The 21390-nt window shown below is 38.8% G+C and carries 29 protein-coding genes; 25 read left to right on the top strand and 4 right to left on the bottom strand.

Annotated features, from left to right (window positions below; all coding sequences use genetic code 11):
• From PHV30_07925 to fliI, 14 genes are all read left to right on the top strand, one after another.
• Positions 1-393: flagellar hook-basal body complex protein (locus tag PHV30_07925; protein ID MDD5456944.1), on the top strand; the 393-nt coding region annotated here is incomplete at its 5' end.
• Positions 380-1042, top strand: coding sequence for a flagellar basal body P-ring formation chaperone FlgA (flgA, locus tag PHV30_07920; protein ID MDD5456943.1), 663 nt, complete (start codon positions 380-382; stop codon positions 1040-1042). The genes PHV30_07925 and flgA, both read left to right, overlap by 14 nt.
• Positions 1042-1395 carry an aspartate 1-decarboxylase gene (locus PHV30_07915; protein MDD5456942.1) on the top strand — a complete coding sequence of 118 codons (354 nt, stop codon included), beginning with the start codon at positions 1042-1044 and terminating at the stop codon, positions 1393-1395. The genes flgA and PHV30_07915 overlap by 1 nt, the downstream gene beginning before the upstream one ends.
• A gap of 17 nt (positions 1396-1412) precedes the next feature.
• Positions 1413-2006, top strand: a complete 594-nt coding sequence (locus PHV30_07910) for a flagellar basal body L-ring protein FlgH (protein ID MDD5456941.1) — start codon at positions 1413-1415, stop codon at positions 2004-2006.
• Positions 2007-2221: 215 nt separating this feature from the next.
• Complete coding sequence (locus PHV30_07905) at positions 2222-3262, top strand: flagellar basal body P-ring protein FlgI (protein MDD5456940.1); 1041 nt, start codon at positions 2222-2224, stop codon at positions 3260-3262.
• Positions 3262-3573: a hypothetical protein gene (locus PHV30_07900; protein ID MDD5456939.1), complete on the top strand. Its 312-nt coding sequence runs from the start codon at positions 3262-3264 to the stop codon at positions 3571-3573. Before PHV30_07905 ends, PHV30_07900 begins: the two co-directional genes overlap by 1 nt.
• 13 nt (positions 3574-3586) lie before the next feature.
• Entirely contained in the window at positions 3587-4360 is a 774-nt protein-coding gene (locus tag PHV30_07895; protein ID MDD5456938.1) for a sigma-70 family RNA polymerase sigma factor, read from the top strand.
• Positions 4360-4671: a hypothetical protein gene (locus PHV30_07890; GenBank protein ID MDD5456937.1), complete on the top strand. Its 312-nt coding sequence runs from the start codon at positions 4360-4362 to the stop codon at positions 4669-4671. Before PHV30_07895 ends, PHV30_07890 begins: the two co-directional genes overlap by 1 nt.
• Positions 4671-5108, top strand: a complete 438-nt coding sequence (gene flgC / locus PHV30_07885) for a flagellar basal body rod protein FlgC (protein MDD5456936.1) — start codon at positions 4671-4673, stop codon at positions 5106-5108. The genes PHV30_07890 and flgC overlap by 1 nt, the downstream gene beginning before the upstream one ends.
• Before the next feature lie 48 nt (positions 5109-5156).
• Positions 5157-5471: a flagellar hook-basal body complex protein FliE gene (locus PHV30_07880; GenBank protein ID MDD5456935.1), complete on the top strand. Its 315-nt coding sequence runs from the start codon at positions 5157-5159 to the stop codon at positions 5469-5471.
• 14 nt (positions 5472-5485) lie between these two features.
• Positions 5486-6943, top strand: coding sequence for a flagellar basal-body MS-ring/collar protein FliF (gene fliF, locus PHV30_07875; protein ID MDD5456934.1), 1458 nt, complete (start codon positions 5486-5488; stop codon positions 6941-6943).
• A gap of 279 nt (positions 6944-7222) precedes the next feature.
• Positions 7223-7831, top strand: coding sequence for a hypothetical protein (locus tag PHV30_07870; GenBank protein ID MDD5456933.1), 609 nt, complete (start codon positions 7223-7225; stop codon positions 7829-7831).
• Positions 7801-8928 (top strand): FliH/SctL family protein, encoded by a 1128-nt coding sequence (locus PHV30_07865; GenBank protein MDD5456932.1) that lies wholly within the window; start codon positions 7801-7803, stop codon positions 8926-8928. The genes PHV30_07870 and PHV30_07865 overlap by 31 nt, the downstream gene beginning before the upstream one ends.
• Entirely contained in the window at positions 8925-10397 is a 1473-nt protein-coding gene (fliI, locus tag PHV30_07860; GenBank protein ID MDD5456931.1) for a flagellar protein export ATPase FliI, read from the top strand. Before PHV30_07865 ends, fliI begins: the two co-directional genes overlap by 4 nt.
• Before the next feature lie 83 nt (positions 10398-10480).
• On the opposite strand, the gene PHV30_07855 is transcribed toward fliI, so the two are convergent.
• From PHV30_07855 to PHV30_07840, 4 genes are all read right to left on the bottom strand, one after another.
• Positions 10481-11053, bottom strand: coding sequence for a hypothetical protein (locus PHV30_07855; protein ID MDD5456930.1), 573 nt, complete (start codon positions 11051-11053; stop codon positions 10481-10483).
• Positions 11054-11068: 15 nt separating this feature from the next.
• Entirely contained in the window at positions 11069-11662 is a 594-nt protein-coding gene (locus PHV30_07850) for a hypothetical protein (GenBank protein MDD5456929.1), read from the bottom strand.
• A 14-nt stretch (positions 11663-11676) separates the two neighbouring features.
• The gene (locus PHV30_07845) at positions 11677-13401 is read right to left on the bottom strand and encodes a hypothetical protein (GenBank protein MDD5456928.1); all 1725 of its coding nucleotides are present in this window, start codon (positions 13399-13401) and stop codon (positions 11677-11679) included.
• Positions 13402-13494: 93 nt separating this feature from the next.
• On the bottom strand, positions 13495-13953 hold the full coding sequence (locus PHV30_07840; GenBank protein ID MDD5456927.1) for an N-acetyltransferase: 459 nt from the start codon (positions 13951-13953) through the stop codon (positions 13495-13497).
• Positions 13954-14088: 135 nt separating this feature from the next.
• Here PHV30_07840 and PHV30_07835 point away from each other — a divergent pair, with 135 nt between their 5' ends.
• The 11 genes from PHV30_07835 to PHV30_07785 form a co-directional block, all read left to right on the top strand.
• On the top strand, positions 14089-14967 hold the full coding sequence (locus tag PHV30_07835) for a MinD/ParA family protein (GenBank protein MDD5456926.1): 879 nt from the start codon (positions 14089-14091) through the stop codon (positions 14965-14967).
• A gap of 125 nt (positions 14968-15092) precedes the next feature.
• Positions 15093-15377, top strand: coding sequence for a YbaB/EbfC family nucleoid-associated protein (locus PHV30_07830; protein MDD5456925.1), 285 nt, complete (start codon positions 15093-15095; stop codon positions 15375-15377).
• Positions 15378-15389: 12 nt separating this feature from the next.
• Positions 15390-15989 carry a recombination mediator RecR gene (recR, locus tag PHV30_07825; GenBank protein MDD5456924.1) on the top strand — a complete coding sequence of 200 codons (600 nt, stop codon included), beginning with the start codon at positions 15390-15392 and terminating at the stop codon, positions 15987-15989.
• A gap of 17 nt (positions 15990-16006) precedes the next feature.
• Positions 16007-16306 (top strand): HU family DNA-binding protein, encoded by a 300-nt coding sequence (locus tag PHV30_07820; protein ID MDD5456923.1) that lies wholly within the window; start codon positions 16007-16009, stop codon positions 16304-16306.
• Positions 16306-17811: an AAA family ATPase gene (locus tag PHV30_07815; GenBank protein MDD5456922.1), complete on the top strand. Its 1506-nt coding sequence runs from the start codon at positions 16306-16308 to the stop codon at positions 17809-17811. Before PHV30_07820 ends, PHV30_07815 begins: the two co-directional genes overlap by 1 nt.
• Positions 17792-18445 carry a dTMP kinase gene (gene tmk, locus PHV30_07810; GenBank protein MDD5456921.1) on the top strand — a complete coding sequence of 218 codons (654 nt, stop codon included), beginning with the start codon at positions 17792-17794 and terminating at the stop codon, positions 18443-18445. Before PHV30_07815 ends, tmk begins: the two co-directional genes overlap by 20 nt.
• The gene (locus tag PHV30_07805) at positions 18438-19199 is read left to right on the top strand and encodes a hypothetical protein (GenBank protein ID MDD5456920.1); all 762 of its coding nucleotides are present in this window, start codon (positions 18438-18440) and stop codon (positions 19197-19199) included. The genes tmk and PHV30_07805 overlap by 8 nt, the downstream gene beginning before the upstream one ends.
• Positions 19196-19903: a regulatory iron-sulfur-containing complex subunit RicT gene (ricT, locus tag PHV30_07800; protein MDD5456919.1), complete on the top strand. Its 708-nt coding sequence runs from the start codon at positions 19196-19198 to the stop codon at positions 19901-19903. Before PHV30_07805 ends, ricT begins: the two co-directional genes overlap by 4 nt.
• Entirely contained in the window at positions 19896-20231 is a 336-nt protein-coding gene (locus PHV30_07795) for an HIT domain-containing protein (protein MDD5456918.1), read from the top strand. Before ricT ends, PHV30_07795 begins: the two co-directional genes overlap by 8 nt.
• A 183-nt stretch (positions 20232-20414) precedes the next feature.
• Positions 20415-20612 carry a 30S ribosomal protein S21 gene (rpsU, locus tag PHV30_07790; protein ID MDD5456917.1) on the top strand — a complete coding sequence of 66 codons (198 nt, stop codon included), beginning with the start codon at positions 20415-20417 and terminating at the stop codon, positions 20610-20612.
• Positions 20606-21390, top strand: a 785-nt coding sequence (locus tag PHV30_07785) for an LptF/LptG family permease (protein ID MDD5456916.1), incomplete at its 3' end; no start/stop codon positions are given. The genes rpsU and PHV30_07785, both read left to right, overlap by 7 nt.

Here is a 21390-nt window from a genome sequence, read left to right as displayed (position 1 = left end):
AACATTCTTCAGCCGCAGATTGTTATCCCGGACAATACCGATACCGTACGCATAGCCACTGACGGCACGGTTTATGTAACCTTGAACCAGGAGACACAGGAAAGAATTATCGGGCAGATACAACTGGCCAAATTTATTAATCCAGCCGGACTGGAAAGCATAGGTGGAAATTTATACAAACAAACTGTAGCTTCGGGTGAACCTGTCATCGGTATCGCCGGACAGGAAAATTTCGGAAGTATTTCCCAGTATGCCCTGGAATCCAGTAACGTGGATATCATCGGCGAGATGATGGAAATGGTAATTACCCAGAGGGCTTTTGATATTATTACCAAAGCAATACAATCCGGCGAAAATATGATGAAGTCGGCAGCGGATATTGCCAGGTCGTAATCTTTTTCTTTTTTTTGTATTTTGCGCAACATTAACCTTTTGCTGGGTAGATGAGCTTTATAATAAAATTCAGCATGATCTTGCCGAACAGGGACAAACAGTAACTTTTTCAGTTAAATTTTTAAATCCTGCAGATGCTAAAATAACAAATATCGAAAATATTGAATATCCTGGAAAATTTTATCCCGGGTACAATAAATTGTTTATTAGGTTTAAAGATAAAGATTCGCTTCAAAAAAAAGTAGAGTTTAATCTGAATATATTTGAAAAAGTTCCTGTTGTTAAAAGCGAACTTTCCCCCGGAGCGAGGATCAAAACTGAGAATTTGAATATGGACTGGGTCAGCAGACAGAAAATAAACCAGTTTACGATAAAAGATAAGAATGAAGCGGTTGGTTACATGTTGAAATTTTTCAAAAAACCGGGCGATGTCTTATATCGAAGCGATATAAAACCCGAAGATGTGATCAAAAACAACGATCCCTGCACGATAGTTTTAAAATATCAGGAAATATCTATAACAATGCCCGGAGTTGCATTGAAAAACGGCTCTGTTGGTAGTAAAATTAAAGTGTTGAATACAAGCACCCAAAAGGTTATAGATGCCTTTGTTTTAAACAGCAGAAATGTGGAGGTCAGATTGGAATAATGTTAATTACTATATGTAAATCAAAGATACACCGGGCTACAGTAACTGATACCAATATAAATTATGAAGGAAGTATCACTATTGATAAACGGCTTATGGAAGCAGCCGATATACATGAGTATGAGCAGGTTCAGGTTGTGAATGTTACTAACGGAGAGCGTTTCACCACATATGTTATGAAAGGTGAAAAAAAAGGAGCAATGGTTCTGAACGGAGCGGCAGCCAGACTGGCTGTGCCCGGAGACAAAATAATCGTAATAACTTATGCTCAGTTGAAAAATAAGGAAGTCGGGGAATATAAACCCAGGATTGTTCTGGTTGATGAAGCAAATGAAATTATAAAAAAAGACTGAGCCGAATCCGGGGGATAATGAAAAAGTATCTGTTTATTTTTTTTATGCTAATTACCTGTTCATTCTGCGGGTCAGTATGGAAGGATGAGTATTCTTCTGTTTACGGCCCCGTAGTTGCCAGGAAAACCGGCGATATTATTCTGATTAAAATTGATGAAAGTAATACGGCTACTCAGAAGGCACAGACCGATTTAAAGAAAAATACCAAGATAGAAGGGGATTTGAACCTCAATTGGTCGCAAGTAGCGAATTTTTTAAATTCCAACCAATCCAATACCAATCAGGGTAAAACCGGTTATAATGCTCAAAATAATTTTTTGGGGACCGGCACTACCGGCCGTAGCAGCAAACTGCAAGCCCAGCTTACCGCAATCATTTATAAGGTAGAGGGTGACAATTATTACATCAGAGGTTCCAAAAAAATAATCATCAATAGCGAAGAAGAAGAAATAAGCATGGAAGGTGTTATCCGCAGTCAGGATATAGCTCCGGATAACTCTGTTTTTTCCTCGCTTATCAATGATGCGGTTTTAAAAATTAAAGGCTACGGAGCTGTGTCCAATGATCAGGAAAAGGGATTTTTCGGCAAGCTCATAGATTGGTTATTTTAAATAATTGAGGTAATTAAAATGATTTTTATATTAACTGCCATTGCGAGCGAAGCGAATTCCCCCTACGCCCAAGGTTTCGGCGGGCAAGCAATCTCCAGTGTTACTTTAAAGGATTGTTTACCAGCCATAGCAATGCGACAGCTGGCCACGTCGCTTAGTGCTCCTCACAATGACAATCAATTTTTATATGGTTTGTCTCATATACGGAGAGGGATATGTTAAAAAAGGTAATAACACTATTGATTGTTTTTTCTCTTTGTTTTCCACTGGAAAGCAGAATAAAGGAAATAGCGCACCTGGAAGATGCTCGTTCCAACCAAATTATGGGTTATGGTCTGGTTGTGGGCCTTAAAAACAGCGGCGACTCGGCACAGGTAGTTTTTACCTATAAATCTATTCTGAACCTGCTCAAGAAAATGGGAATATCTCCGGATCAGTCGGACATCAAAAGCAGAAACACCGCTTCGGTTATGGTTACCGCCGAACTTGCCCCGTTTGCCAAACCCGGACAAAAGATAGATGTATATGTATCTTCACTGGGAGATGCTACTTCCTTAAGAGGCGGTACACTTTTATTTTCTAATCTTGTAGGACCGGACGGAGTTACTTATATGACTGCTCAAGGCAATATAGTTATAGGCGGTTTGACTGCTGAGTCCGGAGAAACCAAATACCAAAAAAATGAGCCGAACAGAGGTGTTATTCCCAATGGGGGGATTGTAGAAAAAGAAATTCCGGTTGTTTTGCGTGATGAAAATTATTTGACACTGCTTTTAAATAACCCCGATTTTATTACCGCGGCCAGAATGAGCTTAGCCATAGAGAAATCCGGTCTGGGTTATTGTGATAATTATGATGCCGGCAGAGTGAAAGTACGCCTTACCCAGAGTGCTAAAAATGATATGGTAAATTATATCGCCAGGTTGCTGGATGTTAAGGTGATCCCCGATTCCATCGCTAAAATTGTCATTAGCGAAAGAACAGGGACTATTGTTATCGGCGAGAAAGTTCAAATTTCACCTGTGGCTGTTAATTTCGGAGACATCAGTATAAAAATTGAAAAAGATATTTTTGATGTGACCAATATAAATGTTACGGAAAAAGCCTCTAATTTTAAAATGGTGAAAAGCGGAAATACTTTATCTGATCTGGTAAAATCGTTAAACGCTCTGGGTACAAAGCCTTCCACCCTAATTTCCATATTGCAGGCCATAAAAGCAGCTGGTGCTATTACAGCGGAAATTGAGGTGATTTGATGGATAACATAAATCCTTTAACTTTTTTGGGTAATTCCAGTATAATAGATTATAAAGCTGTTAATCAGGTTGATAATAGTCAATCCGACAGGAATAACGCCCAGCAGGAATTTCTCAAAATGCTGCTGGAAAAAGTATATTTAAACAATTTTAAATTGGGATTGAAGCTGGAACCTGAAGGCGAAGAAGATGACGCTTTATTTAAAAGTGATACAAGCAGCTTTGTGCTTGAAGATATTTTCAGACAACAATTGGCTGATCAGCTGATTGAAAATAAAATGTTCGATCTGGGCCTGGAAGAAAACAAATAAACGAGGAAAGATTGTGGAAGACAGTATCGAAATTAAAGAAATAAATCCGCACACCAGAGCAATAGAACTGGAAAAATCAAAAGACTCCATACCTCCGGATAAAATGGATGAATATTTGAATTTAATCCGCACTATTGTCGCTTCGATTTTTTCCGGTGGCAATATTCCTCCGGGTATAGAGTTTGACGATCTTGTTGGCTACGGCTATGAAGGCCTTATGAAAGCCTGGAAAAATTATAAAAACGATAAAGGTGCCTTGTTTAAAACTTATGCCACTTACAGGATAAGAGGAGAAGTACTGGATTATATTCGTAAGGAATGGAAATCCAGGAATCCGTCCTATCAGCGCAAAGTGGATAAAGAAAAAGTTCAGGAAAAAATTCAGGAAATAGCTAAAAGTGTACTGGAGGAAATTAACCCACGTACAGAGGAAGAACGGGACGGAGCTTTGCAGGTCGCCTTGTCTAATTCCGCAATTGTTTATTTGTTATCTCTGGAAAATATAGAAAATGTAGCCAACATGCTGAAAAAAGATGATATCAGCAATGAGATCATCAACCGTATCGAGAGGACCAATGAGCGTATTTTTCTACAGGAATCCATTGAGGAACTTAAAGATGAAGAACGGCAGATCGTAAAAATGTATTATTATGAGGGCAAAAGCCAGATTGAAATTGCCAAAGTTCTGAATGTTTCCAAAAGCAAAGTCAGCCGTATGCATATGAAGCTTCTGGAAAGATTGAAACACAAGCTTGGCGGTAAACTGAATAAAGAATGGAGCGTCTGATGGATATTGATACTCCCGGCATTGTTTACGGACAATCTTTTGATAATCTGGAAAAAGCTATTAAGCAGGCTGGTAGTGTACAAAAAGATATCGCTACCAATATTGCCAATATTGAATCCAATAATTTTGTTAATATCAAATTCAAGGATGAACTGGAAAGAGCCAAGATGAAACGCGCTGACAAAAACGCGTTGCTTGATAATGAACTTACCAAACTGGCTGAAAATAATTTGAAAATGACTTCCTATGCTCAGCTTTTATCATCGAAATTAAAAATTATGAAAAAAGTTGTAACTTTAGGGAAAGGGTAATGAAACCTGTATTAGTTTTGCTGTTCCTGTTAACTATGAGCCTGGCTGACGTCTTCGAAGTTCTGGATATCAGCAAGGCCGGCATGGATGTGCAGCAGCAGAAACTGGAAACCGTGGCGGAAAATATTGCTAATTTAAATTCTACGAAAACGACTGGCGGCAGTTTATATAAACAGAAAAAAGTGATAATCAATACTGACCAGGTGAGTAAAAAACCTTATGTGGCAAGGATTGAAGATAAAGCCGTAAGTATTCAGAAAGTATATGATCCTTCCAATCCTGAAGCTGACGAAAACGGTTATGTAACAATGCCGGATTACTCTTTGTCTGCTGAAATGGTAGATGTGGCAGTAACCAGAAGGATGTATGACGCCAATGCGGCTGTTTTCAATTCGGCCAAGCAGGTTGCCCAGACTCTTATGAACCTGGGTAAGTAACCGGTTTAATTGGATAAGTAAAAGGTTCGGGGGAAAGTTGAGCATTATATGGCAATTGAAATGCTGAATAATATCAAAGGAAAAATTTTTGAAAATGTTGCTGTCCCCCAGGGTAAGACACCTATATCCCTGGAAACCAATATTTTTCAGGATACTTTGGATAAGGCCGTAGACAGCCTCAATAAAATGAGCGCTCAGGAAATCAAAGCGGAGAAACTTATTAATGATTATGTGCAAGGCAAAGCAACCCTGGAAGATGTAATGATAGAAATAGAAAAAGCTAATTTGTCGGTAAGCCTGGCACTGACTGTGATAAACACCAGTGTTCAGACTGTAAAAGAAATAATGCAGATGCCGATATAAGGTAAGAACAACTAATGGGAGAAGTTATAGAACCGGAAGTTACTCCAAACGCAGACCAACCGCCTGCGAGCAATTTTATTAGCGATTTACTGAATAACAGATATTTACAGATAGGTGCCGGTGTAGCGGTTGCCATAATTATTTTTCTGGTAATATTTGTTTTTTTAATACGAGGCGCTTTACCTTCCAGGACCGTTAAGGACGGTGAAACAGAAAATCGTACAGGGAAAAAATATACATATGTAAAAGTATTTGACCAGCTTACTCCAATGGACGCGGCTCATATCAGAGAAGCATTGAGCCTGGAAAATATTCCTTTTAAATCCGAAAAAAAAGGCCGTGTCGTGGAGGTTTCCGTTGCCAAAAAATTTGCTGATGAAGCACGAATAAAGATGGCCATGTTGGGCTTGCCCGAAGGTGGTGTTGTGGGGTTTGAAATTTTTGACAAATCTCAGAGTCTGGGTGCTACTGACTATGAAAGGCGAATACAGTATGTGCGGGCTGTAAGTGGCGAGCTATCCAGAATTATTTCGCATATGAAAGGAATCAATACCGCCAGGGTACAAATTGTTATACCTGAACAAAGGCCCTTTGGCGAGCGTATACCGGGAAGCGCTTCCGTACTTTTGAATATAAAAAATAAAGTAAATTTACCTGATAAACAGATTAAAGGTATTATGCACCTTGTAGCCAGTTCGGTGGAGGACATTAAACCCGAAGACGTCACTGTGGTTGACAATACCGGTACTATTCTCAGCGACAGGGTCAAAGGTTCCATACTTGACCAGCGACAGTCGTTTTTTTACGACCTGATTTCTTCGGCCGAAGACGAAAAAAAGTCTCCGCTGGAACTGCTTCTGAAATTCAAAGACCAACAGAAAAAAAGCCTGGAAACGGAATTTAATAATAAAATAAAGCAGTTACTTACTTCTATGTTCCCGGCAGGAAGTTATCTGGTTATGACCAATGTCAGCCTGAAAGAATCCGAAAAAGAAAGTACACCTTTTACCATTGAGAAAATAGATGTCGCTGTTATTCTTGATGCCAATAACCGGGACATAAAGTTTACAAATCAGTTAAAACTTTCCACAATGAGCCTTATTGCATCGGCCATAGGCTATGAAGAAGGCAGGGATACAATTCTGGTTGAACGTCAACCTTTTATGAACATAGAATCAGATAAAGTTTCTACACTTTTTGCAGGGAACGGGAAAAAAAATAAAGTCTGGGATAAAAAAAATCAAACCAATTTTATTTTTAAGTTTATTTATGCTTTTGTACTGATAACTATTATTTTTATTGTAGTTATTTTACGTTTTTATAATACAGGCAGAAGACAGGAAGCGGAAAGCAGAGAAGATGACGATGAATATGTGGAAGAGGACAGGCAGTTGGCTGTGGAAAAATTCAAGGCTTTTGTGCAGAATAATGAAAGCATGATTATTGATAAACTGGTGACTTGGCTGGAGTAGTAAATCGTGAATAGTGAAAAGTGAATGGTGAAGGGATTAGTTTTAAGAGATAAGTGTTAGGTGGTAAGTGTTAAGTAATAAGTGTCATACTGAGCTTGACGAAGTATGACTGGTGAAGAGTGAAGGAAGATAGTGAATAGTAAAATGACAAATGACAAAATTCAAATGACAAATAAATCTTTTAATCAATTAATTACTGATTATTTTTTTGATTTGAATTTATCTGATTCATTTGGATTTTGGGCTTTGGATTTTGGATTTATTTTAGAGGAGTAATACGTGAGCGATAGTTACAATAACATTGAGAAAGCCGCAGTGGTCCTGGCAATGATGGGTGATGATTTTTCCGAAAATATTTTAACCAAACTGCCTAAAAATATATTAAAAAGAGTACAGGAACAAGTGTTGCCGATAATTTCCTCAGTAAAATTGCCCGAGGACATGGACGGGTTTGTGCTGGAGGAAATCATCAATAATAATTCGACAATGGAAATAAAAAATAACTTTCAACAACTCGAGGCACCGGACTCAGATAGTAACCAATATAATGATACTGATAATTCGACAGCGGTGACAACAGAAACTGAAGAAGAAAAAGATGTGGATATTGATATTTTGTCTGATGAACAGGTTTGTGAACAGATTGCCATTCCTTTGGTTTTGGGCTTGTTATTAAAAGAAAACAGGACATTTCAGTCATATCTGTTAACTTTTTTCCCTGAACAAAGAAGAAAGGAAATAAGGCAGTCACTAGCTTCCAGGGGTGTTCAAATACCGGAAACTGTAAATGCTAACAAGACAGTAAATAAAATACAAAATGAAATTCGTTCGATATTTATTAAAAAAATGCGAACGGAATGGAAGAAAATATCAGGCAAAACTTCATGAATAAAGCCATAATCAAAAGAGAGCAAATATCCGTAAATCACGAGAATAAAAATTCTTTTCAGAAAAGTCCGGGTGAAGGTAAAGTTCGTGTGGAATTTAAATTATCCAAAGAAAAACTGGAAGAACAACTTTCTGCCATTAAGCAGGAAATGACGCGGGATATAGCACAAAAAAGGCAGGAACTGGACAGAGAGCAGCAGGAAATGGAACAGAACAGACAAGTTCTTGAAGAACATCAGAAAAAGCTTTTTGCCGAAGCAGAATACCTGAAGCAGGAATCCACAAAGAAGGGTTATGATGAAGGCTTTGCCAGAGGTAAGGAAAACGGATATGGAGAGGGATACAAACAAGGCCATGAAAAGGGTCAAAAGGAATTTGATCTGATTAAAGAAGAATATATTCGCGGCACTAAAGAAATTTTCGCCAAACTCTATGATTTGAATGTTTATAAGGCCAGGATTTTTGAGCAGACCGAACCGCATCTTTTGACGCTGATTGATGAAATAATAAAAAAAGTTATCAGTGAAGAAATAGAAGTCAAACCTGATCTTATTCTTAAAGTCATAAAGAATTCCATCAAACGTTTAAAGGATGTTTATAATGTTAAACTTAAGGTTAATCCCAAGCATTTTAATTTTATAAATGATAACAAAGACAGGCTTATCTATGAAACCGGGGGAATACATAGCCTCGATATTGTGCAGGATTCAGCTTTGCACGAGGGCGGTTGCATAATAGAGACGGATTACGGGATTGTTGATGCAACTCTTGAAACCAAAATGATCAGTATAATGGAACTTATTAACAAAACATTTGAACAAAAGCACAAAGCAGTTGCTGCACCTCTGGCAGTCGAAATTCCTGAGCAAACCCAAAACGATGAAGTGGACAAAGAAATCGTTAATGCGGCTGATGAGGAAGATGAAGACATTTTGTCGATGGTAGATACAAACCTGGATTCGGACGATTTGAGCTTCCTCGCTGATGATGAAGAAACCGATGAAGACACTGAGGCCGAACTGGACATGGATATTGATGAAGATGAAGCCTTGAACCTGGACGAAGATTTTTCTGAAGAGCAGTTGGAAACTGAATGACTAATACCGTCGAAGAGCAAATTCCTTCAGTAGACCTATCTGCGTATATAAGTTCAATTAAACAGGTAGGGGAACTGGGCAAGTTAATAGGCAAGGTTACCGAGGTTGTCGGTCTTATTATCGAGGCTCAATTACAAGGTGTATCGGTTGGAGAAGTTTGCCATATAGAGATTCCCAGTAACAGGATGGTAAGATCGGAAGTAGTTGGTTTTAAAAAAGATAAGGCCTTGTTAATGCCTTTTGGCCCGCTGGAAGGTATCAGTCCCGGCAGTCTGGTTTACGCAACGGGCAAACCGCTTTCTGTCAAAGTTGGTAAAAATCTTTTAGGCCGGGTATTGGACGGTTTGGGTGATCCTATAGATGGCAAGGGTGATATAAAAGCAGAAGCATTTTATCCGCTGGACAATGAACCGCCTGATCCTGTAAAACGTCCAAGAATAACCAAGGTACTGGAAACTGGCGTGCGCGTGATTGACGGCTGCCTAACTTTGGGACGTGGTCAGCGTATTGGAATTTTTTCCGGCTCGGGGGTCGGTAAATCTACTTTAATGGGCCAGCTAGCCAGACAGTCTAAAGCAGACATCGCGGTTATTGCTTTAATAGGTGAAAGAGGCCGGGAAGTAAAAGATTTTATGGAAGAGTCCCTGGGTGAGGAAGGTTTAAAAAGGTCTGTGGTAGTGGTAGCTACATCTGACAAACCGCCGCTGATCCGTCTTAAAGGGGCGCTGGTCGGTTCAGCTATAGCGGAATACTTCCGCGATCAGGGTAAAGACGTACTTTTTATGATGGATAGTACTACACGTTATGCCATGGCTCAGCGTGAAGTGGGACTGGCAACCGGTGAACCACCTACAACCAAAGGATATCCGCCTTCTGTTTTTGCTCTGATGCCCCGTCTGATGGAACGTACCGGTACCAGCGACAAAGGTACGATAACCGCCATTTATACGGTATTGGTAGAAGGAAGCGATATGGATGAACCCATCGCCGATACAGCGCGCGGTATACTGGATGGGCATATTATTCTTTCGCGTGATATCGCAGCAAAGAATCATTTTCCTTCAGTTGATGTAAATATGAGCGTCAGCCGATTGTTTACTAATATTAATACTCCGGAGCATATAAAGGGCGCAGGCCTTCTACGGGAAGTTCTGGCCCGTTATAATGAAGCTGAGGACCTCATCAATATCGGCGCTTACGTGCGGGGCAGCAATCCCAAGATCGACTGGGCCATTGATAAAATCGACAAAGTTAATAATTTTTTAAGGCAGGGTACGCATGAGTTTACATCCTATGATGAAACTGTAAAACATCTCGTGGATACAATGGGCTCAGGCCATGGTGTGGGAGGAGGAGGATTCCAGGGTTCATCCACCACGACAATGACGCAGATGCAGCCTGCTGCCAAAGAAGAAAATTTGCTTGGAGATGACCTGGATTTTGATAATCTGAACTTTGACGAGTTTTAATACAAAAGCTAGGTGCTTGGGGCTCAGAGCTCTGTCGTTCTAAATTTTACAATATCAGGTTTTTCATTTAACCTAACAACTTCTCAATATTTAACACTGAAGAATTTTATGCTTCTGATTGAGTCTTTATCAGGATCAATAATAACGCTTGCGATATCAGGGGCGAATGTCGTATCGGTTATTACAATTCCATATTCATCATTAAGGTATTCTCTGAAATCATCACATTCATATCTGTTGTCTTTAATTTCATAACCACCGATCCTGGTAATCAAAATTCGATCTTTACCTATTAATTGAGTAAGTATTTTCAACCTGTTCTTTGACATTCTGTGGATGGTTTTTTCACCGGATTGAGACAGACTTTTTTCAATACTTACTACCTGCGAATGGCATCTTTCCCAGCATCTGCGCAAATGATCATCCATAATACAATTCTGACTTTCAATAAAGTCCTGGAATAATGTAAGGTCATTATTTTTGAGAGATGTCATAAATACAGTATCTGTCATTTCTATAAATTCGGCACGTTCTACTTTAACGTTTGGCGCGAGTACACCAAAAATTTGATACCGTTCCTTCACTATTTTTATCAACAGCGCCGAAATTTTTTTTATGTCAGACGATTTGTTAAGACTGATAATTTTTTTATACATAGTCATGATTATATCCTAATCGCTTTCAGCGTCAGCGTTATTAATTATCAGATTATTAAACTGGGCTCTGACATTTTCTTCCAATAAAGGCCTGATCAACTGTTTGATATTATCCACACGCCATTCTACTCCTTTTCTCCTCTCATCTGTATAGAAGACACCCAGAAAAGATTGCAAAAACATGGCAGATGAATTATAGCTAAAAGGATCTGTTGTACTTGGATAGGGCAGAACTTCAATTCCCGGTCTTTCAATAGTTATGCATGTTCCTTCGATCGTAAGATTAATAGTTATAGGTGTTCTCCCGCCATAGTTCCATTGGCCCCTAGCTACACTCATAGCCAGAGGTTGCGCAATAACTATAGATAATTTTTTGTTTGTATAATCCAATGTTAAGGAACAGTTTTCTTTACACCATTGATTATAAAAGACATCACCCAGAGGAACATTCAGAATGATGGAATCAATCATTTTTTTATAGCTTTCCGTTAATATATTTTTTATTTCTTTATCGGTCATAAAACGGGTTATACCGAATACCCACAGTGCTTTGTTAATTGCAGCACGCCAGCCGGTAGTTGTTTTTTCAGCTATTATTTTGTTGTTCATTATTTATCCTCCGTTTATTTCTTTTCCTGTGGTCTTAAATATATGATATTCGACATGTATTCGGTTATATTTTCAGCAGCCTCATCAATACTGACAGTATTTTTAATACCTACCGGATAGATTACATAAATTTTTGGCTGGGCAATGGGGTCGGCAACGAGTTCCTGACTTGTTGTTCCCAACCTTGCACCTGTATCAACAGAGCTCCCACCCGTATGTAATGCTGATGTTCCCAGCGGATCACCGCCAAAGCTTTTTGTAGGTGACATGCTAAACAGAGCTCCGCTTCTGAAAGGACCAAAATCATCACCGAAAAAATTTTTCGCTGATTGTGAAGGTCTGCGAATTTTTTTGTCCAGATGGATAATTTCATTTTTAAGAATTTCTCCCTGAGAGGGCGTTAATCGGTTCTGGGTTACCAGTTCCAGTACACTATGTTTGAACTTTTCTGTTTTTATTCCATTAGCCAGCGCTTCCAACTGGGTTTCGCTTAATTTGTCAAACTGCAGTACCATTTTCCAGTAATTGGCCTGTTCTTCGGTTGTGCCGGGTTTTACCACTATCACGATTCGCGTGGAGATGATTTCTCCTACTTCTTCAGCGATTTCTGCTCTTCTGGCAGTTAACGCTTCAGCCGAAGTAGCCTTAAAAAAGTTAATCTGGTCTGAATTCAATGCCGGCTGGCCAAGAGCAATCTGCCCGCCTCCGTCTGTCTGCAGTTTTCTGTTTTCAGTTACCCAGCCTTCTCCATGAATTATATGAACCAAAGATTTTTGTTCCACAGGAATACCCAATTGAAAGAGTAAATCATCATTTTTCCCGGGTGCATAAGGCAATACAGAGATCATGTGAATCAGCTCGGCATCATCTACAATTTTTCTTTCCGGATATTCATTTGCCGGAAATAACAGATTGGCAAAAGAATCTTTGGATAAGATACTTTCATCAATAGAGGCTGCGGGCGCAGGGATCGATTCATCATTAAAATATTTTTTAATGGAAGAAAAAGAAAAAATTGACCGCAGGTCGGCAATACGCGGAACCTTATGAGTCGCGAATTCCTTGTCATCCTTTAAATGAATATTTTTCAATATAAAAGTAGGGAACGGTTCATTATACATAGGTTTGTTGTTGCTCCCTGCCAGCAATATATCTATCGGTCCTTTTTTTTGAATTTTAACAGGTGCTTGTTCGTCTATTTGTAAGGAGAGTTCTTCAAGTTTTCCTATAGCTTTATGTCTTACAGTTCTGGCGGCTGTGATTGCGGTCTGCCAATCTTTTTTCAGTCTGTTATTTAAAAATTTATGAGCGTGAGAACCTTCCTGTAAAGGGTCTGACATTCTGGTCATATCTTCTATTACCCAGGATAAATAATTTATTGCTCCGAATAAAGCCTTCAACCCGTCTACCAGTTCAGAAAGTCCGATGTCCGAGGAATTTTCATCCAGACGAATTAAAGCCCAGGTGACATCAATGAGAGCATGAAGGGCAACACCATCAATTTTGTTTGTATTCGCGGCTGCTTTCAGAAAAATATTAATTGTATCTTTTTTTAATATATATGCTTCAGGTAAATCCGCGCCCCAGTTTCTGGCAAGTCGGATAAGCCCGTCCAGAGACTTCAGGTTATTATCACAATTATAATCTGTTAAAATATCCCTAATTTGTTCAGCTGATAAATTAGCCGCATCCTGCTGCGGCAGTTCTGTTTTATTAATATTAATTATTTTTTTTAACACGACATTACCTCCTGACGAATTGAAGTCAACTAAATTATCGTTAGCTATAATGATTTGTCTTAATAATTTTTAGGGAATTTAATAAATGACGGATTAGATTTCTTTAGTCAGAGCTATTTCATCACAATCTGGAAAAGAAGGGCAGTTAATACATTCTGTCCAGATTTTATGCGGCAGACTCTCTTTGGCAACCTGAGTGAATCCCATTTTTTCAAAAAGTCCCGGTACATAGGTCAGGCAGAATACTTTCTTTACACCCAGTTCTTTAAGATCGTTTATTCCATTTTCTATTAATTGTCTGGCAATTCCTGATTTCTGATGCTTTTCATCTACAGCCAGTGATTTTACTTCTGCCAGGTCTTTTTGTGAAACTGTAAAAGCGCAAATCCCAACAACTTGTTTATCCTTTATTGCCACAAAAAAATCACGGACATGATCATATATATATTGTTGCGATCTTGCGAGCATTATTCCTTTTTTGGCAAAGTGTTGTATAAGCGAATGAATTTTTTCGCTATCAGTAAGAATTGCTTTACGTATCGATATTTGCATTTTTAATTGACCCATGGTTCAGTATAGAATTCTCAATAATATAAACAAATGTTATTATAAATTATATATTGAAGAATGTACAACTGCTGATAAAAGGAACTTGTTTTTTTTATGAAACAGAGTTAATATTGAAATATGTTTTCATTTTCGACTAACGAGTCAGGAATAAACGACGAAAGAAAATCCAAAAAGGCGGAGATAATAACCATAGCCAGCGGTAAAGGTGGCGTGGGTAAAACATTGTTTTCAGTTAATACCGCTATCGAATGTGCGTTGCTCGGTAAAAAAACATTACTTATTGATGCTGATCTGGGCTTGGCCAATGTTCATATTATGACCGGTATCTACCCCGATTTCGATCTGATGGATGTTGTAAATAATAAGAAAAGCATTCAAGAGGTAATAGTAGAAGGGCCGGGAGGTATTCATATTATTCCCGGAGCTTCAGGCATATTCCAGCTCTCCAATATTTCCCATCAGAAGAGACAAACCCTGGTTGACCAGTTAAACAAACTGGAGACAGACTATGATGTAATCATTGTTGATGCAGAAGCTGGTTTATCACATAATGTGCTTAAGTTTATTTCCATTGCCGACAGAGCTGTTATTATTACTACACCAGACCTCACAGCGCTTTCCGATGCCTATGCCATTATTAAAGTCATTCGTTTGAGAAAGAGCAATGAGAATATAGGAGTCGTCATAAACAGGGCCAGGAGCATCAATGAGGCTGATACAGTCTATAAAAAACTTTCTATGGCTACGGAAAAGTTTTTAAGCTATAAATTAATTAAATATGGCTTTATTTTGGAAGACGCTATTACAGTTAAGGAATCAATTCAAACCAGAAAGCCGATTGCAGTGCAGTTCCCCAAGACAAAAGTTGGGGCCAGCTTGAAAAATGTTGTTTATGAGCTGTTTAAAGTAGAAGCTAAAAAAGTAGTAGAGCCCAACATAATCCTAAACAGATTTTCCATGCTGCTGGAAAACATCCGTACCCGCGAAACTGTTTAATTTCCGCAAAAACTTTCTTTTATCAATTTTGAACCTGTATTATAATTGCTTTATGTTAAGTAGAAATTTATGCGTCCGGGTAAAAGTATATTTTCAAAAACGCATTTAATTATTAGGAGGTAAAGATGTTCGGAAATATGGGACAAATGATGAAACAGATCGGGGACCTGAAAAAGCAGATGAAAGAGTTGAAAAAAGTAGTAGTGGAAGTATCTTCAAAAAATGAAGAAGTCACCGTTAAATGCAACGGAGAAATGAAAATCCTGGAAGTGAAGATAAAGGATAACGCGGATTTAAAGCAGCTTCCGAACCTGATAAGAGATACGGTCAACAAGGCAATGGATGAAGTAAAGTTGAAAAGCCTGGGCCAGTTTAAAGGCCTGGAAAACTTGAATATTCCGGGGTTATAACAGGAAAACAATTTGACAAGTATCGAACCCTTAAAAAATATTGTTCAGGAATTATCCAAAATACCGGGAATCGGGCACAAAACCGCTCAGAGAATGGCATTATATCTGCTGAGCATCAAGGCATCTGAGCTGGATTATCTGATAGAGGCTATCAAAGACCTAAAGGATAATGTAGGTTTTTGCAAACGTTGTTTTTACTTATCTTACAAGACCGATTTATGCACGCATTGCTCTGATGAGCACAGGGACAAAAATAAATTATGTCTGGTAAGCGATTCCAAAGATGTGTTGGCCATAGAAAAAATGGGCAGGTATAACGGAATATATCACGTGCTGGGCGGTGTTATTTCACCGCTGGATGGGATCGGCCCGGAGCAACTGCGCATTAAAGAATTTTTACAGCGTTTGAAAACAGAAGAAATAAAGGAAATTATTTTTGCTCTGACCCCGTCTATAGAAGGAGAAACTACAACTATGTATCTGACGAAGTTATTGAAACCTTTAAATATTCAACTTTCACAGATTGCTCATGGTATTCCTCTGGGCAGTGATCTGGAATGGGCTGATGAATTAACGCTAAACAGGGCTTTTGAAGGTCGCAATATATTATAATACCAGAAGGTGGCAATATGAACAAAAAAGTATTGATAGACAAAGTTACAGAATATATCGATTTAAAAAAATCAGATGTTAAAAAGGTTGTGGAACTGGTGTTTGATGAGATCACCAAAGAACTGGCCAAACAAAAAGAAGTTTCCATAGTGGGGTTCGGGACATTTGAGGTAAGAGGCAAGCCCGCGCGTCTGGGCACAAATCCTATTACGCACAAACATATTCAAGTACCGGAATCGGTTTATATCGGATTTAAAATGGGGCATGGTCTGAAAAGTGAATTGCGCAGTAACAGGGCCAAGGTTAGGAAAGTGTAATGGACGAAGATTATAAATTATTACTTGATCTGTTGCCGGATTTTATCATTGAAGAAGCCAATAAAAAGTCTATTCTTTATAATATTGATGAAATTATTATGGATATCGGTCGTTACGCTGAAATCAGGGAAAAAGATAAAGCCTATCAGGTTACCCAGCGTTTAGTGTCTTATGATGATATAGATCATATTGTAGAACGTATTCCGGCATTTTCCGGAGACAACAGGTCAGGCATAGACAGGACACTGCATCGCATATCAGCGATGAAAAACAGGAAAGGTCGTATTATCGGCCTGACCTTCAGGGTAGGGCGGGCTGTTTATGGGTCAGTAGAAATGATCAGGGATTTGCTGGATATGGGTAAATCTATTTTATTAATGGGTCCTCCGGGTATTGGAAAAACAACAAAATTACGGGAAATTTCCAGAGTGCTGGCGGAAAAGGGCAAACGCGTGGTAATTGTTGACACTTCCAATGAAATTGCCGGAGAAGGAGATATCCCGCATATAGGTATCGGTAACTCCCGCCGAATGCAGGTGACCAGGCCGGATATGCAGCACGCGGTCATGATTGAAGCAGTGGAGAATCATATGCCGGAAGTAATAATTGTTGACGAAATAGGTACGGAAATGGAAGCCAGGGCTGCCAGAACTATTGCGGAAAGAGGAGTGCAGCTTATTGCCACAGCGCACGGCCAGACAATTCATAATTTGATAAAAAATCCTACACTATCTGATCTTGTAGGAGGTATAGAAACCGCAACATTAAGTGATGAGGAGGCAAAACGCAGAGGTACGCAAAAAACCATATTGGAACGTGCGGCGCATCCTACTTTTGATATTCTTATCGAGTTGAAGGATCGATACAACCTGCATTGTTATAAAGATGTAGCCCGTTCGGTAGACATAATTCTGCGGGGAGGAGAAGCTAAACCGGAGATCAGAACTATCACCGAAGACGGGAAAGTCCAGATTTATAAAACCAGTCATGAAAACAGGGAACCGTTAACTGAGAAAAAATCGTTTATCGATGAACACGCGGTCAAACTTTTTCCCTATGCAATTAACAGGGCAAATCTGGAAATGGCTATTCAGACACTAGGTGTTAAATGTAAAATAGTAAATATTCCTGAAGAAGCGGATATTATGTTGACGACCAAGGCTCAGTTGAAAAGGAACGCTAAAATAGAACGCCTGTCCGCTGATAAAAACATACCGGTATATACCATTAAGTCTGCCGGCGGCGAGCATCTGGAAAAGTTTTTGAAGTATATTTTTAAAATCGCCGATCTTAACGAACAAGATGCTACGGCACAGCTGGATAAGGTGGTTTTGGCAGCCATAGATCGTTTGAAAAAAGGTATAAAACCGATTGAACTGGCACCCGCGGATGCGTTTGTCAGACGTTATCAGCATCGTTTGATCTCAGCGCAGGGGTACCGCAGCGAAAGTGTCGGTAAAGAACCGAACAGAAGGGTGAAAATATATGGAAAAAAAGATTTATAAAGGAAAACTGATCACGTTTGAAGGACCCGAAGGCGGAGGTAAAACTACTCAAATTCAGCTTCTGGCTGGTTATTTAAAAGATCGGGGTTTTAATGTGATTACTTCCCGTGAACCCGGCGGTACTGGCATCGGTATTTCTATTCGCAATATTTTACTGGACCCATCTTTTATTCATATCGATTCGCGAACGGAGTTAATGTTATTCCTTGCTGACCGAGCACAGCATGTGCAGGAAATTATTTTGCCTGCGCTGGAAAAAGGTTCCATAGTAATCTGTGATCGTTATACAGATTCTACAATTGCTTATCAGGTAGGGGGGAGAAATTTTCCCGAAGCGCTGATCGAACAGCTCAATGAATTTTCATCCTATGGTATTAAGCCGGATTTGACCCTGTTACTGGATGTTGATTATAGCGTAGGTATCAAGCGCGCAACCAAATTGTACACTGACCGCTTTGAACTGGAAAAGCAGCAGTTTCATGAAAGGATCAGGCAGAAATATCACGATCTGCAAAGCAAAGAACCTCAGCGTATACGTATTCTGGATACTACAAAAAATCACATAGAAATCATACAGAAAACCATTCGCCAGATTTTGTTTGAGGAAAAAATAATAGGCGGTCTGGATGACTAGACAAATCGCAGATATTGACTCTGCCGTGGATATGGCGGAGCGATTGAAAAAACTGTTCGTTAATAATAAGTTCACACACTGCTATATATTTACGGGGTTTGACGAAGCCGGTAAAGAAAAAGCAGCTCTGATGATAGCCGAGCATTTGCACTGCAACACCCAATACGGTTTTCAAATCCTGAATAACGAAGGCGGAGATTCGATAAAAATTGAAGAAATCAGGACCCTGAAAAAAGATACCCAGTATGGTGGGTACAACGGCTGGCAGGTGAATGTTATTAAAAATGCCCAGCGTTTAACGGTCCAGGCAGCCAATAGTTTATTGAAGCTGCTGGAAGAAGCTCCGGAAAATATTATGTTTATTCTGGATGTGCCCAATCATTATCTTCTTTTACCTACAATTAGTTCCAGAGCGCAGATTATTTATTTCGGACAGGGTAAACAGACAGAGGATGCCGAGGAAGAGTTTATCCCGGGATTGGCCATAAACAAATTTATGGAATTTATCGGGAATAGCTCCGAATCGGAAATTATCAATACTGTTGAAAATTTAAAATTAGAGAAAACGGATTTTTATGATAAAATGAAGAGGTTGATATTATGGCTTTTTCAGGAATACAAGAAAACAAAGGACCATTATTATTTGAAGGTGGCTAAAATTTTCAGGACATATATGAAGTATCTGGAAAGGCCGGTTAATGTGAATACAAATTTATTGCTGTTGATGCTGGATATAAAGGAAATGCGCAGATGAGTGAAGGGACAATTTATTTCGGGGTTAAATTCAGATATTTTGACAAGGTATACTCGATTCAAAAACTAAGTATACCGGTAAAGCTTAATGATCCGGTGGTAGTAGAAACAAACCGGGGTAACGAGTTCGGTGTGATTGCCTTGATAAAGGAGATACCGCATAGTAAAAAACCCAAACTGGATATTATGGTTAAAAGGGTTGTCAGAATTGCGACAGATGAAGACATACAGGCTTTTAATAAAATTGAAGAACAGGAAAAGGAAGCTTTTATAGAATGCGTGCGTAGAAATCTCCAATACCAATATCCTGTGAAGTTTTTTAAAGTAGAAAAATTATTTGATGGTTCCCGATACATTATTTATTATAAAAAAGGTGAAGAAGACCAGTATAAAAAGCAAAGTAAAAGGAAAGTAAGTTTTCAACCGCTGATCAGTGAACTTGGCGCTTTTTTAAACGCCAAGGTAGAACTGCGCGAGGTAGGTAACCGCGGTGAAGCCAAAATTTTTGGCGGTTTGGGGTCTTGCGGCAAAAGCCTTTGCTGCGTAAACTGGAACAAAAAAGGATCGGCCGTGACCGTGAAAATGGCCAAGGAACAGGGGCTGGCTATAAATATACCAAAACTTTCCGGCGCTTGCGGTCGTTTGATATGTTGTTTATGTTATGAAAGAGAAAATTATCAGGACGGTAATTTTTGTCATGAGTGATTGTATTTTTTGCAAAATAGCATCAAAAACCATTAAATCCGATATTGTTTATGAAGATGACAAAACTCTTATTTTTTCCGATATAAATCCTGTAGCCGAACATCATTATCTGGTAATAACCAAAGAGCATTTTTCTGACATATTAGCTCTGCCTGAGAGTGAAATAAAATATATTCATAAAGCCATAAAAATTGTGGTGGAAAAGTTCGGGCTGGCAAAAAATGGTTTTCGGATAGTGAATAACTGCGGACCGGACGCGGGCCAGGCAGTGCCTCATGTCCATTTCCATGTTATTGCCGGAAGAAAATTGTCCTGGCCCCCCGGATAAATAATAAAAAAAAACGTTTGTTATAAGTTCGATTATTCATTATAATTATAATACTGTTGAGTTAAATTAAATTATTGTTTTTTTAGCCCAAATTTCGAATAAAAACAGTAAATGGGTTATAGAATTAGATGAATTTAAACGTTACGGCAGCAGCTTTGCATATATTTTAGAGGAGGGATTTTAATGGCAGAATCAACCAAGAAACCTAACGAATCTTTTGACAAGGTTCTTAGGCGTTTTAAAAAGAAAGTTAAAGAAGAAGGTATTTTACAGGAAGTTAAAAAGCGTGAATTTTACGAAAAACCATCAGAAATAAAAAAGCGCAGAGACAGAGCAGCAGCACGCAGGATCAGAGCAAAACAAATGGCGGACGAGTGGTAAAGCTTTTTGATCGTTACTGCATCAAAGAACTGACATTTCCTTTTTTAATCGCAACTACTGCCTTTGTTATCATCGGCCTTGTCGATCTTTTATTTTCACTACTTGATTATCTTATCAACCGCGGGGTGCCTGCTGGTGTCATATTCAAACTTTTATTATACAAAGTACCAGCTATTATAGTTCTTTTTTTACCGTTAGCCACCTTGTTTGCTGTAATGCTGGTAATTTTTCGCTGGGTAAAAGACAGCGAGATGATCGTCTACTGGACTAACGGTGTAGTTTATGAAAGGATTTTTGTGCCGGTTGTAATCTTTGCGTTAACAATTACAGGTTTGGCTTTTTATTTGGGAGAATACGTGGTCCCAATAACCAATTTCAAATCAAACACTTTGATCCATAGAGTGATATTAAAGGAAACTATTCCAACGCTGGAGGAGAATACTTTTTTCAAGGATGTGGGTAATAAAATTTTTTATGTGCGAAAAATTTATAAAGATAAAAAAATGATGGAAGGCATTATGCTTTATGAACTGGATGTTCAACCACCACGAGTTATCATGGCTGATAAAGCGCAATGGAACGGTAATTACTGGTTGTTGCAAAATGGCCAGATCCATCGTTACAATATTAACGGATTCTTTGAATATGAGGCGCAGTTCAAGGAAATGAAAATAAAAGTAAATTATGATATTGATTCGGCTTATCAGAAAGTAAAAAATACCAAGGAAATGAGCCTGGTGGAGCTGAAAAAAAGAATCAGGGAAATGGATGTAGCCGG

The sequence above is a fragment of the Candidatus Margulisiibacteriota bacterium genome, from assembly GCA_028715625.1.
In the GTDB taxonomy this organism is placed as follows: domain Bacteria; phylum Margulisbacteria; class Riflemargulisbacteria; order GWF2-35-9; family GWF2-35-9; genus JAQURL01.
Note: the sequence above shows the minus strand (reverse complement) of the source record. Positions and strands in the feature narration are given on the sequence as shown.

Excerpts from the sequence above, each read along its gene's own strand:
- PHV30_07850 (MDD5456929.1), bottom strand. The coding sequence starts at position 11,662 with ATGAACAACAAAATAATAGCTGAAAAAACAACTACCGGCTGGCGTGCT.
- ricT (MDD5456919.1), top strand. The coding sequence starts at position 19,196 with ATGAGTGAAGGGACAATTTATTTCGGGGTTAAATTCAGATATTTTGAC.
- PHV30_07815 (MDD5456922.1), top strand. The coding sequence starts at position 16,306 with ATGGACGAAGATTATAAATTATTACTTGATCTGTTGCCGGATTTTATC.
- PHV30_07865 (MDD5456932.1), top strand. The coding sequence starts at position 7,801 with ATGGAAGAAAATATCAGGCAAAACTTCATGAATAAAGCCATAATCAAA.
- fliF (MDD5456934.1), top strand. The coding sequence starts at position 5,486 with ATGGGAGAAGTTATAGAACCGGAAGTTACTCCAAACGCAGACCAACCG.
- rpsU (MDD5456917.1), top strand. The coding sequence starts at position 20,415 with ATGGCAGAATCAACCAAGAAACCTAACGAATCTTTTGACAAGGTTCTT.
- PHV30_07880 (MDD5456935.1), top strand. The coding sequence starts at position 5,157 with ATGGCAATTGAAATGCTGAATAATATCAAAGGAAAAATTTTTGAAAAT.
- PHV30_07820 (MDD5456923.1), top strand. The coding sequence starts at position 16,007 with ATGAACAAAAAAGTATTGATAGACAAAGTTACAGAATATATCGATTTA.
- PHV30_07840 (MDD5456927.1), bottom strand. The coding sequence starts at position 13,953 with ATGCAAATATCGATACGTAAAGCAATTCTTACTGATAGCGAAAAAATT.
- tmk (MDD5456921.1), top strand. The coding sequence starts at position 17,792 with ATGGAAAAAAAGATTTATAAAGGAAAACTGATCACGTTTGAAGGACCC.
- PHV30_07805 (MDD5456920.1), top strand. The coding sequence starts at position 18,438 with ATGACTAGACAAATCGCAGATATTGACTCTGCCGTGGATATGGCGGAG.
- fliI (MDD5456931.1), top strand. The coding sequence starts at position 8,925 with ATGACTAATACCGTCGAAGAGCAAATTCCTTCAGTAGACCTATCTGCG.
- PHV30_07855 (MDD5456930.1), bottom strand. The coding sequence starts at position 11,053 with ATGTATAAAAAAATTATCAGTCTTAACAAATCGTCTGACATAAAAAAA.
- PHV30_07890 (MDD5456937.1), top strand. The coding sequence starts at position 4,360 with ATGGATATTGATACTCCCGGCATTGTTTACGGACAATCTTTTGATAAT.
- PHV30_07835 (MDD5456926.1), top strand. The coding sequence starts at position 14,089 with ATGTTTTCATTTTCGACTAACGAGTCAGGAATAAACGACGAAAGAAAA.
- PHV30_07795 (MDD5456918.1), top strand. The coding sequence starts at position 19,896 with ATGAGTGATTGTATTTTTTGCAAAATAGCATCAAAAACCATTAAATCC.
- PHV30_07915 (MDD5456942.1), top strand. The coding sequence starts at position 1,042 with ATGTTAATTACTATATGTAAATCAAAGATACACCGGGCTACAGTAACT.
- PHV30_07900 (MDD5456939.1), top strand. The coding sequence starts at position 3,262 with ATGGATAACATAAATCCTTTAACTTTTTTGGGTAATTCCAGTATAATA.
- PHV30_07905 (MDD5456940.1), top strand. The coding sequence starts at position 2,222 with ATGTTAAAAAAGGTAATAACACTATTGATTGTTTTTTCTCTTTGTTTT.
- PHV30_07910 (MDD5456941.1), top strand. The coding sequence starts at position 1,413 with ATGAAAAAGTATCTGTTTATTTTTTTTATGCTAATTACCTGTTCATTC.
- flgC (MDD5456936.1), top strand. The coding sequence starts at position 4,671 with ATGAAACCTGTATTAGTTTTGCTGTTCCTGTTAACTATGAGCCTGGCT.
- PHV30_07830 (MDD5456925.1), top strand. The coding sequence starts at position 15,093 with ATGTTCGGAAATATGGGACAAATGATGAAACAGATCGGGGACCTGAAA.